At 72.6% G+C, this 15157-nt stretch carries 12 protein-coding genes; 10 read left to right on the top strand and 2 right to left on the bottom strand.

Translation table 11 applies throughout. The features are described from left to right. The first annotated feature begins 485 nt into the window (after nt 1–485). The 9 genes from hpnC (at nt 486) to WA788_RS33905 (ending at nt 12524) form a co-directional block, all read left to right on the top strand. The gene (gene hpnC / locus WA788_RS33945; protein WP_335984176.1) at nt 486–1373 is read left to right on the top strand and encodes a squalene synthase HpnC; all 888 of its coding nucleotides are present in this window, start codon (nt 486–488) and stop codon (nt 1371–1373) included. Then, nucleotides 1370–2338 carry a presqualene diphosphate synthase HpnD gene (hpnD, locus tag WA788_RS33940; RefSeq protein ID WP_335984175.1) on the top strand — a complete coding sequence of 323 codons (969 nt, stop codon included), beginning with the start codon at nt 1370–1372 and terminating at the stop codon, nt 2336–2338. Before hpnC ends, hpnD begins: the two co-directional genes overlap by 4 nt. 214 nt (nt 2339–2552) lie before the next feature. After that, on the top strand, nt 2553–4049 hold the full coding sequence (hpnE, locus tag WA788_RS33935) for a hydroxysqualene dehydroxylase HpnE (protein WP_335984174.1): 1497 nt from the start codon (nt 2553–2555) through the stop codon (nt 4047–4049). Beyond that, complete coding sequence (locus WA788_RS33930; RefSeq protein ID WP_335984173.1) at nt 4046–5125, top strand: polyprenyl synthetase family protein; 1080 nt, start codon at nt 4046–4048, stop codon at nt 5123–5125. Before hpnE ends, WA788_RS33930 begins: the two co-directional genes overlap by 4 nt. A 99-nt stretch (nt 5126–5224) precedes the next feature. After that, nucleotides 5225–7264 carry a squalene--hopene cyclase gene (gene shc / locus WA788_RS33925; RefSeq protein ID WP_335984172.1) on the top strand — a complete coding sequence of 680 codons (2040 nt, stop codon included), beginning with the start codon at nt 5225–5227 and terminating at the stop codon, nt 7262–7264. A 3-nt stretch (nt 7265–7267) separates the two neighbouring features. After that, nucleotides 7268–7885: a phosphorylase family protein gene (locus tag WA788_RS33920; protein WP_335984170.1), complete on the top strand. Its 618-nt coding sequence runs from the start codon at nt 7268–7270 to the stop codon at nt 7883–7885. A 5-nt stretch (nt 7886–7890) separates the two neighbouring features. Beyond that, entirely contained in the window at nt 7891–8919 is a 1029-nt protein-coding gene (gene hpnH, locus WA788_RS33915; RefSeq protein WP_335984169.1) for an adenosyl-hopene transferase HpnH, read from the top strand. 129 nt (nt 8920–9048) lie between these two features. Further along, the gene (gene dxs / locus WA788_RS33910; protein ID WP_335984168.1) at nt 9049–11091 is read left to right on the top strand and encodes a 1-deoxy-D-xylulose-5-phosphate synthase; all 2043 of its coding nucleotides are present in this window, start codon (nt 9049–9051) and stop codon (nt 11089–11091) included. After that, entirely contained in the window at nt 11088–12524 is a 1437-nt protein-coding gene (locus WA788_RS33905; RefSeq protein WP_335984166.1) for an aspartate aminotransferase family protein, read from the top strand. Before dxs ends, WA788_RS33905 begins: the two co-directional genes overlap by 4 nt. A 52-nt stretch (nt 12525–12576) precedes the next feature. On the opposite strand, the gene WA788_RS33900 is transcribed toward WA788_RS33905, so the two are convergent. After that, on the bottom strand, nt 12577–13407 hold the full coding sequence (locus tag WA788_RS33900; protein ID WP_335984165.1) for a tyrosine-protein phosphatase: 831 nt from the start codon (nt 13405–13407) through the stop codon (nt 12577–12579). A gap of 314 nt (nt 13408–13721) precedes the next feature. Between WA788_RS33900 and WA788_RS33895 the strand changes: the two genes are divergently transcribed. Continuing rightward, a complete protein-coding gene (locus WA788_RS33895) occupies nt 13722–14540 on the top strand; it encodes an SGNH/GDSL hydrolase family protein (RefSeq protein WP_335984179.1) in 819 nt (272 codons plus the stop codon). A gap of 47 nt (nt 14541–14587) precedes the next feature. Here the strand turns inward: WA788_RS33895 and WA788_RS33890 are convergent, their stop codons facing one another. Continuing rightward, entirely contained in the window at nt 14588–15046 is a 459-nt protein-coding gene (locus tag WA788_RS33890; protein ID WP_335984164.1) for an ATP-binding protein, read from the bottom strand. Nucleotides 15047–15157 lie beyond the last annotated feature (111 nt).

The following is a 15157-nucleotide window of genomic DNA, read 5'->3' as shown; positions in this document are numbered from 1 at the left end:
CCTCGCGGCGTACGAGGCGAAGACCGGGAAGTGACCGCGGACGCCTAACGGCGACGGAAAGTGACGGGGCGTCGGAATGCGGACCCGGTCCGGTGGAGCGCCGTACCTTCGGCGCCGCCCGCCGCGCCTTGTCCGGCTCTGTCCGGCTCGGTCCGCATTGCGGCCCGGACCGGGGAAGTTTTCCGGAAAACCTGATCCCCGCCGGATGATCCGGCGGGGATCGGTTGTTGTGGTGGGGTGTTGTCACCCGCTGAACGGGGCGCGCCCCCCGCGTACGCCGGGTAAGCCTCCGACGTAAGCTGTACCGGTGCTGGGAGCCTGCTGATGATCGATATCCGGGTACGGGGGTCCGTATGCGAAGGTGCGGCGTGTCCGAAATGGGAAGTTTCGACGGGGCAGTGTAGAACGGGGGATGTGGCGGCCATGAAGATCGGGACCATCCTGCTCCGGGGCGCGCTCGCCGCCTGTGCGCCGGGAAGCCCGCGGTGACCGGGGACGTCGCCTCCCGTGCCGTCCTGGACAAGGCCGCGCGCGAGAACTTCCCCGTGGCACCCCGGATTCTTCCGCGTGCCTGGCGCCAGGACCTGATGGCCGTCTACGGGTTCGCCCGGCTGGTGGACGACATCGGGGACGGCGACCTGGCCGACGGCGGCCGGCCCGACGCGGTCCGGCTCGGCCTGCCCGCCGAGGCGGCCGGCGACCGGCTGGCGATGCTCGACGCCTTCGAGGCCGACCTGCACCGGGTCTTCGACGGCACCCCGCGCCACCCGCTGCTGCTCGCGCTGCGCCCGACGGTGCGTCAGCACCGGCTCACCCCTGAGCCCTTCCTCGGCCTGATCGCCGCCAACCGGCAGGACCAGCAGGTCAGCCGGTACGCCACCTACGCCGACCTGCTCGCCTACTGCGAGCTGTCCGCCAATCCGGTGGGCCGGCTGGTGCTGTCCATCACCGGCACCTCCACCCCGGAACGGGTCAGGCGCTCGGACGCGGTGTGCACCGCGCTGCAGATTGTCGAGCACCTCCAGGATGTCGCGGAGGACCTTGGCAGGGACCGGGTGTACCTCCCGCAGGAGGACATGAAACTCTTCTCGGTGGACGAGGCCGACCTCGCCGCGCCGAGCGCGGGGGAGAAGGTGCGCGAGCTGGTCGCGTTCGAAGCCGGGCGGGCCCGTGACCTGCTGGGCGAGGGCGGTGCCCTGGTCCGCAGCGTCCGAGGCCGGCTCAGACTGCTGCTCGCCGGATTCGTCGGCGGTGGCCGTGCGGCACTGCGGGCGGTGGAGGACGCGGGATACGACGTGCTGTCGAGTTCCCCGAAGGCCACCAAGTCCGTCCTGCTGCGTGAGGTGGGGTCGACATTGCGAAGAGAGGGGTGACCCGGACCGTGAACGGTTCCGCGCACACGTCCGGACAGGTGCTTGCTGCATACAAGTACTGCGAGACCGTGACCGGGCACGAGGCCCGCAACTTCGCCTACGGAATCCGCCTGCTGCCCACGGCGAAGCGCCAGGCGATGTCGGCGGTCTACGCGTTCTCCCGCCGGGTCGACGACATCGGGGACGGCGGGCTGCCGCCGGAGGAGAAGCTCCGCCGGCTGGAGGAGGCCCGCACCCTGCTGCACCGGGTCGAGGCCCACGACGTCGAGGAGGACGACACCGACCCGGTGGCCGTCGCCCTCGCCGACGCCTGCGCGCTCTTCCCGATCCCGCTGGGCGGGCTCGGCGAGCTCATCGACGGCGTCCAGATGGACGTCCGCGGTGAGACCTACGAGACCTGGGACGACCTGGCCGTTTACTGCCGCTGTGTGGCGGGAGCTATCGGTAGGGTCTCATTGGGCGTTTTCGGCACGGTGAATGGGCACGATCACGCACGTGCCGCCGAATACGCCGACACGCTCGGCCTCGCCCTCCAGCTCACCAACATCCTGCGCGACGTCCGCGAGGACGCCGGCAACGGACGCACGTACCTGCCCGCGCAGGACCTGGCGAAGTTCGGCTGCGCCGACGGCTTCCACCACGACACCCCGCCGGCCGGCTCTGACTTCGCCGGCCTGGTCGAGTTCGAAGTACGCCGGGCCCGCGCGCTGTTCGCCACCGGATACCGGCTGCTGCCGATGCTCGACCGCCGCAGCGGCGCCTGCGTGGCCGCGATGGCGGGGATCTACCGGCGGCTGCTGGAGCGGTTCGCCGCCGACCCCGCGGCGGTGCTGCGCGGCCGCGTGTCGCTGCCCGGCCGGGAGAAGGCGTACGTCGCCGTCCGCGGCCTGGCCGGGCTGGACGCCCGCCGCACCGCCCGTACCGCTGCTCCCGCCTCCGCCGCCGATCCGCGGAGGGACGTGTGAGACCGACCCGCGTGCACCAAGCGGGTTCCACCGCGCCGTACGCCCTTGCCCGCTCCCGGACCGCGCCGCCGGCCCGGGAGGCTGCTCTCCGTACGGGTGTGCGGCGGCTGCCCGCGTGCCCGCGGCCGGGCCGGGCAACCCTGGCGGCGCGTACGGCGTCACCTTCCGCGACGGTCCGCCGTACCCCGCCTGGTACGGCCCGAGGAGAGCGCGCATGACCACGACCCGATCCGGCCCGCAGGCCGCAGCAGCCGGCGCCGGCGTGGACCGGCCTGACCGCGGCGGGTCCGGCCGTACCGCCGTCGTGGTCGGCGGCGGCCTGGCCGGGGTGACCGCGGCGCTGGCGCTCGCCGACGCCGGGGTGCGGGTGACGCTCACCGAGGCCCGGCCGCGGCTGGGCGGCCTCGCCTTCTCCTTCAAGCGCGGCGAGTTGACCGTCGACAACGGCCAGCACGTCTTCCTGCGCTGCTGCACCGCCTACCAGTGGTTCCTGGACCGGATCGCGGCCCGCGACCTGGTGACGCTCCAGGACCGGCTGGACGTGCCGGTCCACGACCCGCGCAGCGGGAAGACCGGCCGGATCGGGCGGGTGGCGCTGCCGGTGCCGCTGCACCTGGCGCCGAGCCTGCTGCGCTACCCCCATCTGTCGGTGGCCGAGCGGGCCTCGGTCGGGCGGGCGGCGCTCGCGCTGCGCGGCCTGGACCTTAAGGACCCGGCCCTGGACGGGATCAACTTCGGCGAGTGGCTCGCCGCGCGCGGCCAGTCCGCGCGGACCATCGAGGCGCTGTGGGACCTGGTCGGTGTGGCCACCCTGAACGCCACGTCGGACCAGTCCTCGCTGGCCCTGGCGGCGAAGGTGTTCAAGACCGGGCTGCTGTCCGAGCCGGGCGCCGCCGACATCGGCTGGGCCGCGGCGCCGCTCGGCGACCTGCACGACGGCCGGGCCCGCGCGGCTCTGGACGCGGCGGGGGTGCGGGTGCTGCTGCGGGCCCGCGCGACCGGTCTGACGGCCCGTCCGCAGGACGGAGCACCCGCCGCCGGCGGCGAGGAGGCGCGTGACGTCGCCCACGCCGGGTGGTGTGTGGACGTGGAGACCGGGCCGGGCCGCGGTGAGCAACTGACGGCCGGCACCGTGGTGTTGGCGGTGCCGCAGCAGGAGACGCACGAACTGCTGCCGGCCGGCGCGCTGGAGCAGCCGGAAAAGCTCTTGCGGATCGGCACCGCGCCGATCCTCAATGTTCATGTGATCTACGACCGGCAGGTGCTGAGGCAGCCGTTCATGGCGGCGATCGGCAGTCCGGTCCAGTGGGTGTTCGACCGCACCGCCAGTTCCGGGCTCACCGGCGGCGGCCAGTACGTGGCGCTGTCCCAGTCCGCCGTGCAGGACGAGATCGACCTGCCGGTGGCCGAGTTGCGCCGGCGCTACCTGCCGGAGCTGGAGCGGGTGCTGCCGGCCACCCGCGGCGCCGCGGTCCGCGACTTCTTCGTCACCCGTGAACGCACCGCGACCTTCGCGCCCACCCCGGGCGTGGGCGCCCTGCGCCCCGGGCCCGCCACGCGCGCCCCCGGCCTGTACCTGGCCGGCGCGTGGACCGCCACCGGCTGGCCCGCGACGATGGAGGGTGCGGTGCGCAGCGGCCTGCACGCCTCCCGACAAGCCTTGTCCGCCCTCGGACTGCCCTGCGAACACGGCGTACTGGAGGCGGCATGAGTGCAATTGGTGCGACAAGAGGAGAGAACGTGACCGCTGACAGCGTGATCGCGCTGCTGGAGAACGGCCGCATCCTGACCACCCCCGTGCTTCGCGCGGCCGTCGCACGGCTCGCCCCGCCGATGGACACCGTGGCCTCGTACCACTTCGGGTGGATCGACCAGGCCGGCCGGCCCGCGGACGGCGACGGCGGCAAGGCGGTGCGTCCGGCGCTGGCCCTGCTGTCGGCGCAGGCCGCCGGGGCGCCCGCGGAGACCGGGGTGCCCGGCGCGGTCGCGGTGGAGCTGGTGCACAACTTCTCGCTGCTGCACGACGACCTGATGGACGGTGACGAGCAGCGCCGGCACCGGGACACGGTGTGGAAGGTGCACGGCCCGGCCCAGGCGATCCTGGTCGGCGACGCGCTCTTCGCGCTGGCCAACGAGATCCTGCTGGAGCAGGGCACCGCGGACGCCGGGCGGGCCACCCGCCGGCTGACCACCGCCACCCGCAAGCTGATCGACGGTCAGGCCCAGGACATCTCCTTCGAGCACCGCGAGCGGGTCGCCGTGACCGAGTGCCTGGAGATGGAGGGCAACAAGACCGGGGCGCTGCTGGCCTGCGCCTCCTCCATCGGCGCGGTGCTCGGCGGCGCGTCGGAGTCCGACGCGGACGCGCTGGAGGAGTACGGCTACCACCTGGGGCTGGCCTTCCAGGCGATCGACGACCTGCTGGGCATCTGGGGCGACCCGGCCACCACCGGCAAGCAGACCTGGAGCGACCTGAGGCAGCGTAAGAAGTCGCTGCCGGTGGTCGCGGCGCTCGCCGCCGACGGCCCCGCGGCCGAGCGGCTCGGTGAGCTCCTCGCGGCGGACGCGAAAAATTCCGGGCAGGCCGAAACTGATGCCTTCAGCGAGGAAGAGTTCGCCCTGCGTGCGGCGTTGATCGAGGAGGCGGGTGGTCGGGAGTGGACGTCTCAGGAGGCCCGGAGGCAGTACACGACCGCCATCGCCGCTCTGGACAAAATGGACATGCCGGAAGAAATCCGACGTAAGCTCGTGGGCCTGGCGGATTTTGTGGTGGTCCGCGAGAAGTAACAAGACAGACGTGGAGCGTATGACGTCGCCGGTTTCACTCTTGTGACGGCGGACGGCCGCCCCCGACACCGCAGAAGTATCAACTGCAAAGGGGAAGCCATGACAGCGACGACCGACGGCAGTCCAGGGACGCCAACCCATCGGACACCTTCGGCCAGTAGCGCCTCGGAGCCGGAGCCTGTTCCAGCCGGCGACACAGAGGCGGCGGCGCAGCGTGCCGTGCAGCGCGCCGCAGACCACCTCCTGGCACGGCAGCACCCTGACGGATGGTGGAAAGGCGACCTCGAGACAAACGTGACGATGGATGCCGAGGACCTGCTGCTGCGGGAGTTCCTCGGCATCCGCGACGAGGAGGTCACCGCTGCCTCGGCCCGCTGGATTCGCTCCCAGCAGCGCGAGGACGGCGCCTGGCCCACCTTCCACGGCGGTCCCGGCGACCTGTCCGCCACCATCGAGGCCTATGTCGCGCTGCGCCTGGCCGGGGACGACCCGGCCGAGGCGCACATGGCGCTGGCCGCGAAGTGGTCCCGCGGCGAGGGGGGTGTGGCCGCCAGCCGGGTCTTCACCCGGATCTGGCTCGCCCTGTTCGGCTGGTGGGACTGGGACGACCTGCCGGAGATGCCGCCCGAGGTCATCTTCCTGCCCAAGTGGATGCCGCTGAACATCTACTCGTTCGGCTGCTGGGCCCGGCAGACCATCGTGCCGCTGACCGTGGTCGGCGCGCACCGCCCGGTGCACCCCGCGCCCTTCGGCATCGAGGAGCTGCACCTCGACCCGGCCCGGCCGAACCCGAAGCAGCGCCGGAAGCCCATCACCACCTGGGACGGCGTCTTCCAGCGCCTGGACCAGGTGCTGCACGTCTACCGCCGGTTCAGCCCCCGGCTGGTGCGCCGCAGCGCGATGAACGCCTGCGCCCGCTGGATCATCGAGCGCCAGGAGGCCGACGGCTGCTGGGGCGGCATCCAGCCGCCGGCGGTCTACTCGGTGATCGCCCTGCACCTGCTCGGCTACGACCTGGACCACCCGGTGATCAAGGCCGGACTGGACTCGCTGGATCGTTTCGCCGTGTGGCCCGAGGAGGGCGTGCGGATGATCGAGGCGTGCCAGTCCCCGGTCTGGGACACCTGCCTGGCCACCATCGCGCTCGCCGACGCCGGCATCGGCGCCGACCACCCCGCGCTGGTCAAGGCCGCGGACTGGATGCTCAGCGAGCAGATCACCCGCCCCGGCGACTGGTCCGTGCAGCGCCCGCAACTGGCGCCCGGCGGCTGGGCCTTCGAGTTCCACAACGACAACTACCCGGACGTGGACGACACGGCCGAGGTGGTGCTCGCGCTGCGCCGGATCGACCACCCCGACCGGGCCCGGCTGGACTCCGCGATCGACAAGGCGGTGCGCTGGAACGTCGGCATGCAGTCCAGGAACGGCGCGTGGGGCGCCTTCGACGCCGACAACACCAGCCCCTTCCCCAACCGGCTGCCGTTCTGCGACTTCGGCGAGGTGATCGACCCGCCGTCGGCCGATGTCACCGCCCACGTGGTGGAGATGCTGGCCGCGCTCGGCCTGGAGCACGACGGGCACACCCGCCGCGGCATCGACTGGCTGCTGGGGGAACAGGAGGACAACGGCGCCTGGTTCGGCCGCTGGGGTGTCAACTACATCTACGGCACCGGGTCGGCCGTCCCGGCGCTCGCCGCGGCCGGGCTCGCCCCGGACCACCCGGCGATCCGCCGGGCCGTCGACTGGCTGCACGAGGTGCAGAACACCGACGGCGGCTGGGGCGAGGACCTGCGCTCCTACGCCGACCGGGAGTGGGCCGGCCGCGGTCACTCCACCGCGTCGCAGACCGCGTGGGCGCTGATGGCGCTGCTGGCGGCCGGCGAGCGGGACACCGAGTCCGTCGAGCGCGGGGTGCGCTGGCTGGCCGACACCCAGTTGCCGGACGGCTCCTGGGACGAGCCGTACTTCACCGGTACCGGCTTCCCGCGTGACTTCTCCATCAACTACCACCTGTACCGGATGGTCTTCCCGCTGACCGCGCTCGGCCGCTACGCCCGCGCCGAGCCCTTCGGCGCCGGCCACCCCGCGGCCCCGGCCGGCCCGGCCGCCGCCCTGCCGAGCACCGGAAAGGGGGCCTAGTTCGTGGGCCCGTCCCGACCCCCGCTGACGGTGGTTTGCGCCCTGCCGATCGAGCGCTTCGCGCTGCGCAGGGGCACCGCCAGGAACACCGCGGAGTTCCCGGTGACCGTGCTGCGTACCGGCATGGGACCCAGGAACGCGGAGCGGGTCGTCGCGCAGGCCCTGAAGGACCCGGCGCTGCACGGGAGTTCCGTCCTGACCACCGGCTTCTGCGCGGGGCTCGCCCCCGGCATGCGGCCGGGTGACGTCGTCGTCTCCGACGACGGTCACGAGAGCGCGACGCTGGCCGCCGCGCTCAAGGCCGCGCTCGCCGACCGGGGTCACACCGTGCACACCGGCACGCTGGCGGAGTCCGATCATGTCGTGCGGGGCGCCGAGCGCGCCGCACTCGCGGCGACGGGTGCCATCGCCGTGGACATGGAGTCGGCCGCGATGCGCCGCGCTGCTCTCGCCGAGGGCGCGCACCGCATCGCGGCGGCCCGCGTCGTCGTCGACACGCCCGAGTTCGAACTCGTGCGTGTCGGCACCCTCCGCACCGGGATCATCGCATTCCGCGTGCTCAGAGATCTTGTTCCCGCCTTTCTCGATTGGCACCGCACTACCGCGCTCCCCTGGAGGTGAGCTAGATGGCCATGCCGCTCCGTCAGACCGTCCGCGTCGCGTCGTACCTCTTCGAACAGAAAATGGTCCGGCGACGCGAAAAGTTCCCGCTGATCGTCGAACTCGAACCGCTCTTCGCCTGCAACCTCAAATGTGAGGGCTGCGGCAAGATCCAGCACCCCGCGGGGGTGCTGAAGCAGCGCATGCCGGTCGCCCAGGCGGTCGGCGCGGTGCTGGAGTCGGGTGCGCCGATGGTCTCCATCGCGGGCGGCGAGCCGCTCATGCACCCCCAGATCGACGAGATCGTGCGCCAGCTGGTCGCCCGCAAGAAATTCGTATTCCTCTGCACCAACGCCCTGCTCATGCGCAAGAAGATGGACAAGTTCACACCTTCTCCTTACTTTGCTTTTACCGTCCACATCGACGGTATGCGCGAGCGGCACGACGAGTCGGTGGCGAAGGAGGGCACCTTCGACGAGGCGGTGGCCGCGATCAAGGAGGCCAAGCGGCGCGGCTTCCGGGTCACCACCAACTCCACCTTCTTCAACACCGACACCCCGCAGACGATCATCGAGGTGCTCAACTACCTCAACGACGACCTGCAGGTCGACGAAATGATGCTGTCGCCCGCATACGCGTACGAGAAGGCACCCGACCAGGAGCACTTCCTCGGCGTGGAGCAGACCCGCGAGCTGTTCCGCAAGGCGTTCGGCGACGGCAACCGCAAGAAGTGGCGGCTGAACCACAGCCCGCTCTTCCTGGACTTCCTGGAGGGCAAGGCGGACTTCCCCTGCACCGCCTGGGCGATCCCGAACTACTCGCTCTTCGGCTGGCAGCGCCCCTGCTACCTGATGAGCGACGGGTACGTGCCGACGTACCAGAAGCTCCTGGACGAGACGGACTGGGACAAGTACGGCCGCGGCCGGGACGAGCGGTGCGACAACTGCATGGCCCACTGCGGCTACGAGCCCACGGCCGTGCTGGCCACCATGGGCTCGCTGAAGGAGTCCATCCGCGCCGCCCGGGAGACCGTCGCCTCCAACCGCGCGAAGTGACCGCCAGGTAACAGCAGTGACGAGCCACCGGCCCGGCCCCCGCGCCCGCCGGTGGCTCGTGTCCGCACTGCCACCGGCCGGTCAGCGGCCGACGATCCACCGCAATCCCGGCAGGAACGAGGTCCACACATGTCGATGCTGGAGCACATCAAAGGCCCGCGCGACCTGAAGGCACTGCCCGACGGCCGGCTCGACGAACTCGCCGCCGACATCCGCCACTTCCTCGTCGACGCGGTCGCCAGGACCGGCGGCCACCTCGGCCCCAACCTCGGCGTGGTGGAGCTGACGATCGCGCTGCACCGCGTCTTCGACTCACCCGCCGACCGCATCCTGTGGGACACCGGCCACCAGGCGTACGTGCACAAGCTGCTCACCGGCCGACAGGACTTCTCCAAGCTCCGCAGCAAGGGCGGCCTGTCCGGCTACCCCTCGCGCGCGGAGTCCGAGCACGACGTGATCGAGAACAGCCACGCCTCCACCGTGCTCGGCTGGGCCGACGGCCTGGCCAAGGCGAACGAGGTCCGCGGCAGCGACGACCGGGTGGTCGCCGTCATCGGCGACGGCGCGCTGACCGGCGGCATGGCCTGGGAGGCGCTGAACAACGTCGCCGCCGCCCGGGACCGCCCGCTGATCATCGTCGTCAACGACAACGAGCGCTCCTACGCTCCCACGATCGGCGGGCTCGCCAACCACCTGTCCACGCTGCGCACCACCGACGGCTACGAGCGCTTCCTCGGCTGGGGCAAGCAGCTCCTCCAGCAGACCCCGGTGATCGGCCAGCCGCTCTACGAGTCGCTGCACGGCGCGAAGAAGGGCTTCAAGGACGCCTTCGCGCCCCAGGGCCTCTTCGAGGACCTGGGGCTGAAGTACCTCGGGCCGATCGACGGCCACGACATCGAGGCGGTGGAGTCCGCGCTGCGCCGCGCCCGCCGCTTCCACGGCCCGGTCCTGGTGCACTGCCTCACCGAGAAGGGCCGCGGCTACGCCGCCGCCGAGCAGGACGAGGCCGACCACTTCCACGCCGTGGGCGCCATCGACCCGGCCACCGGCAGGCCGCTGGCGCCCGCCCAGGGGCCGTCGTGGACCTCGGTGTTCGGCGAGGAACTGGTGGCCATCGGCGCCGAGCGGCCCGACGTGGTCGCCATCACCGCCGCCATGCTCCAGCCGGTCGGGCTGGCGAAGTTCGCCGCCGCCTTCCCGCACCGCGTCTTCGACGTCGGGATCGCCGAGCAGCACGCCGCGACCTCCGCGGCGGGCCTGGCCACCGGCGGGCTGCACCCGGTCGTCGCGGTCTACGCGACCTTCCTCAACCGGGCCTTCGACCAGGTGCTGATGGACGTCGCCCTGCACCGGTGCGGGGTGACCTTCGTGCTGGACCGGGCCGGGGTGACCGGCACCGACGGCGCCTCCCACAACGGCATGTGGGACATGTCGATCCTCCAGGTGGTGCCGGGCCTGCGGATCGCCGCCCCGCGCGACGCCGACCAGCTGCGCGCGCAGCTGCGAGAGGCCGTCGAGGTCGACGACGCCCCGACCGTGGTGCGCTTCCCCAAGGAGACCGCGGGCCCCGCGGTGCCGGCGCTGGAGCGGGTGGGCGGCGTGGACGTCCTGCACCGCCCCGCCGACGGCCTGGCCCCCGACGTGCTGCTGGTGTCGATCGGCGCGTTCGCCGAAACGTGCCTGTCGGCCGCGGAGTTGCTGGCCGGCCGCGGCATCGGCGTCACCGTGGCCGACCCTCGCTGGGTGAAGCCGGTCGATCCGGCGCTGACGGAACTGGCCGCCGGGCACCGCATGGTGGCCGTCGTGGAGGACAACGGCCGGGTCGGCGGCGTCGGCTCCGCGATCGCGCAGGCGCTGCGCGACGCGTCGGTGGACGTACCGCTGCGCGACCTCGGCATCCCGCCGCAGTTCCTCGCGCACGCCAAGCGCGGCGAGGTGCTGGCCGATCTCGGGCTGACCCCGGCGGAGATCGCCGGGTCGGTGGGCGGGTCCTTCCTGCGGCTGGCCGCGCGCACCGCCACGGCCGCCGCGGGGGAGGTCCCGGGCCAGGCCGACCCCGCCGACCCCCTCGGCCGCACCGGTTCCGCCGACCCGGCCGGAGCCAAGGGCGCCGGACCGGCGCATACTTCCGGTGGCAGCACCCCACGCACGCGAGGAGCAGGTGAACGATGACATCGTCCGACCCGACGCCCGAGCCCGGCAGCCCCGCCCCAGGGGCGCAGCCAAAAGGGTTCGACCTCGGCACCCTCCTCGCCGAGCGGGGCGGTGAACGGTACGACCTGCACAGCAAGCACCTGAACCACCAGCTGCCGCGGATGCTGCACACCATCGGCTTCGACAAGTACTACGAGCGGGCCGAGGGCGCGCACTTCTGGGACGCCGACGGCAACGACTACCTGGACATGCTCGCCGGGTTCGGCGTGATGGGCGTCGGCCGCCACCACCCGGTGGTCCGCAAGGCGCTGCACGACGTGCTGGACGCGGGGCTGCCGGACCTGACCCGGTTCGACTGCCAGCCGCTGCCCGGGCTGCTCGCCGAGAAGCTGCTGTCCTACACCCCGCACCTGGACCGGGTGTTCTTCGGCAACAGCGGCACCGAGGCGGTGGAGACCGCGCTGAAGTTCGCCCGCTACGCCACCGGCAAGCCCCGGGTGCTGTACTGCAAGCACTCCTTCCACGGCCTGACCACCGGCTCGCTGTCGGTCAACGGCGAGGAGGGCTTCCAGGACGGCTTCGCGCCGCTGCTGCCCGACACCGAGATCGAGGTCGGCGACCTGGACGCGCTGGCCCGCGAGCTCAAGCGCGGCGACGTGGCGGCGATGATCGTGGAGCCCATCCAGGGCCACGGCGTGCACATCCCGCCGGCCGGCTACCTGCGTTCGGCCCAGTCGCTGCTGCGCGCCCACAAGGCGCTGCTGATCTGCGACGAGGTGCAGACCGGCATCGGCCGCACCGGCACCTTCTACGCCTACCAGCAGGAGGAGGGCGTCGAGCCGGACCTGCTGACCGTCGCCAAGACGCTGTCGGGCGGCTATGTGCCGGTGGGCGCCACGCTGGGCCGGGACTGGATCTTCAAGAAGGTCTACTCCTCGATGGACCGGGTGCTGGTGCACTCGGCGAGCTACGGCTCCAACGCGCAGGCGATGGTCGCGGGCCTGGCCACCTTGGCGGTGATGGAGGACGAGCAGCTCGTCGAGAACTCCCGGCGGATGGGCGAGTTGCTGCGCACCCGGCTGGCCGCGCTCGTCGACGAGTACGAACTGCTCGCGGACGTCCGCGGCCGCGGCCTGATGGTCGCGGTGGAGTTCGGCAAGCCCAGGTCGCTGAAGCTGCGCGGCCGCTGGACGATGCTGCAGGCCGCCCGCAAGGGCCTGTTCGCGCAGATGGTGGTGGTGCCGCTGCTCCAGAAGCACCGCATCCTCACCCAGGTCTCCGGGGACCACATCGAGGTGATCAAGCTGATCCCGCCGCTGGTGGTCGACGAGGCCGACGTCGACCGCTTCGTCACGGCGTTCACCGACGTCATGGACGACGCGCACGGCGGGGGCGGCCTGATGTGGGACTTCAGCCGGACCCTGATCAAGCAGGCGGTCGCCAACCGCTAGGAACCCGCCCCCGTGGCGCCGGCACCGGCGCCACGGGCGGTACGGCCGGGCTTCAGCGGGTGAGCAGGCGCTCCTGGAGCCGGGCCCGGGCCGCGGGCGCCAGCCCCAGGCCCTGTTCGAGGTAGCGGTCCACCGTCCCCCAGCGCTCCTCGATCGTGTCGAACGCCGCCCGCAGGTACTCGATCCGCGCCTCGAAGAGCGGGTCCAGCAGCGCGCTGACGGCGGGGTCGATCGCGGCGCCGGTGCTGCCGTCGCCGCGCACCACCTTGTAGCGGCGGTGCCGGGCGTTGCTCTCCAGGTAGTCCGCCTCGATCGCGGACCGCTCCACGTCGAGGGCGAGCAGGATGATCGCCATGGAGGTGCCGGCCCGGTCCTTCCCGGCGGCGCAGTGCAGCAGCGCCGGCACAGCGGCGGACTCCGCGTCCGCGGTCAGCAGGGCGAGCATCCGGCTGTGCTCCGCGGTGCGGTCCAGGACCAGGCTGCGGTAGGAGGCGGCCATGCGCGCCGCGCCCCGCCCGCCGCCGAGCGCGGCGTCCAGCGCGGCCAGGTCGCCGTTGCGCACGGTGTGCCAGAAGCCGGCGTGCTGGGCGGGGTCGCTGAGCGGGAGGTTGACGTTGCGGGTGCCGGGCAGGGCGACGTCCGGGCCCTCCAGCGCGATGTCGTCGGCGTTGCGGAAGTCGAAGACCGTGTGCAGCCGCAGCGAGGCGAGGAAGTCCGTGTCCCGCGCGTCGGCGTGGGCGAGGTGGCCGCTGCGGAAGAGCACGCCCGGGCGCACCCGCCGCCCGTCGGCGGTGGGCAGGCCGCCCACGTCGCGGAAGTTGCGGACCCCGGTCAGCCGGGGCTCCGGGCCGGTCGTGGCGGGCTGCCGTACTTCCTGCGTCACCCGGTGCTCCCTCGTGTCGCCGTCACCGCGCGCGTGCTCGCCGCACCGCGCGCCCACCGCCGACGATACGGCAGCGCGGGCAAAGGCGTACCGACCGGTACGGGTCCGGCCGTATTCCGCCGGGCGGCCGCGATCCGCGCGCGCACCGGGTGGGATGAATCACGTGCCGTCAAGCCGTCCTTACGGTCGCGTAGGTCACAGGCGGCGGAGGACAATGCTCCGACGTGGCTGACAATACGCGGACAACAGACGACTACGGAGAGACCGACGCGGACCGGCCGGAGCCGCACCCGCCGACGAGCGCACGGGGCCGCGTGCTCGCGCCCGCCGCGGCCGGGTTCGCCTCCTACGCGGCGGTGGGGGACAGCTTCACCGAGGGGGTCGGCGACCCCGGGCCCGGCGAGGCGTTCGTCGGCTGGGCCGACCGGCTGGCGGGGCTGCTGGCCGAGCGCCGCGCGGCCGAGGCGCCGCCCGGCGACTTCCGCTACGCCAACCTCGCGGTGCGCGGCCGCCTGCTGGACCGGATCATCGAGGAGCAGGTGCCCCGGGCGGTGACACTCGCGCCCGACCTGGTCACCTTCTGTGCCGGCGGCAACGACATCCTGCGCCCGGGCAGCGACCCCGACGCGCTCGCCGAGCGCTTCGAGGGCGCGGTGGCGGACCTGCGCGCGGTGGTCGGCACCGTACTGGTCTGCACCGGCTTCGACACCCGCGGGGTGCCGGTGCTGGGCCTGCTGCGCGGCAAGATCGCGACGTACAACGCGCACATCCGGGCGGTCGCGGACCGCTACGGCTGCCCGGTGGTGGACCTGTGGTCGCTGCGGGCGGTGCACGACCGGCGGGCCTGGAGCGAGGACCGGCTGCACCTGTCGTCCGCCGGGCACGCCCGGGTGGCGCTGCGGGCGGCCCAGGTGCTCGGCCTGGAGCCGGCCGCCGACCCGGACCTGCCGTGGCCCCCGGAGCCGCTGCGGGCGCCGGCGCAGGTCCGCAAGGACAACATCCAGTGGGCCCGGGAGTACCTGGTGCCCTGGATCGGCCGGCGGCTGCGCGGGGAGTCCTCCGGCGACCACGTGCTGCCCAAGCGCCCGGAGCTGCTGCCGCTGGCGCCCGGCCGGCTGGAGTCCTGCCGCTGACGGCCCGCGCCCGGCAGCGCCCGCTGCGCGCCGACCGCGCCGCTATGTCAACGGGGCGCGTGGTGTACGGCCAGTTCGGCCCACACCACGCGCCCCGCTCCGTCCGCCGCGGGGTCGGAGCCCCAGGCCGCCGCCAGCGCGCTGACCAGCAGCAGCCCGCGCCCGCCCTCCTCGTCGTCGGTCGCCGTACACGGCACCGGGCTCGCGTCGGCGCACCCCTGGTCGGTCACTTCGAGCCGTACGTACGGGCCGATGTCGCGCAGCGCGCACATGATGTGCTTGCTGTCGGTGTGCCGGACCGCGTTGGTGAACAGCTCGGTGACCACCAGGCCCGCGTCGTCCCTCAGCTCGGCGTCGGCGCCCCACTCGCTGAGCCTGGCCCGTATCCGCGCGCGGGCGTCCGCCACGGACGCGCCCATCGCGGGCAACCGGAAGACGTCCTGGCGCGCACAGGCGCGGACGTCCGCCCGGTGTCCGGGCTTGAGGGCGTGAGTAGAAAGGACCACCCCGTAACTATGAGCCCGCCACTGGACACATGGCAAGGTCCGAACTGTAAATTACAGAATCGACAGTGCATGCTGTTCCTGGCGCTGACGTCATGACACACTGCATGTCAG

The organism is Streptomyces sp. CA2R106 (genome assembly GCF_037034245.1).
Classification (GTDB): domain Bacteria; phylum Actinomycetota; class Actinomycetes; order Streptomycetales; family Streptomycetaceae; genus Actinacidiphila.
Note: the sequence above shows the minus strand (reverse complement) of the source record. Positions and strands in the feature narration are given on the sequence as shown.

Bases quoted from the DNA above. Each gene is read 5' to 3' on its own strand.
- dxs (WP_335984168.1), top strand. From the start codon at position 9,049: ATGTCGATGCTGGAGCACATCAAAGGCCCGCGCGACCTGAAGGCACTG.
- hpnH (WP_335984169.1), top strand. From the start codon at position 7,891: ATGGCCATGCCGCTCCGTCAGACCGTCCGCGTCGCGTCGTACCTCTTC.
- WA788_RS33905 (WP_335984166.1), top strand. From the start codon at position 11,088: ATGACATCGTCCGACCCGACGCCCGAGCCCGGCAGCCCCGCCCCAGGG.
- WA788_RS33930 (WP_335984173.1), top strand. From the start codon at position 4,046: ATGAGTGCAATTGGTGCGACAAGAGGAGAGAACGTGACCGCTGACAGC.
- hpnE (WP_335984174.1), top strand. From the start codon at position 2,553: ATGACCACGACCCGATCCGGCCCGCAGGCCGCAGCAGCCGGCGCCGGC.
- shc (WP_335984172.1), top strand. From the start codon at position 5,225: ATGACAGCGACGACCGACGGCAGTCCAGGGACGCCAACCCATCGGACA.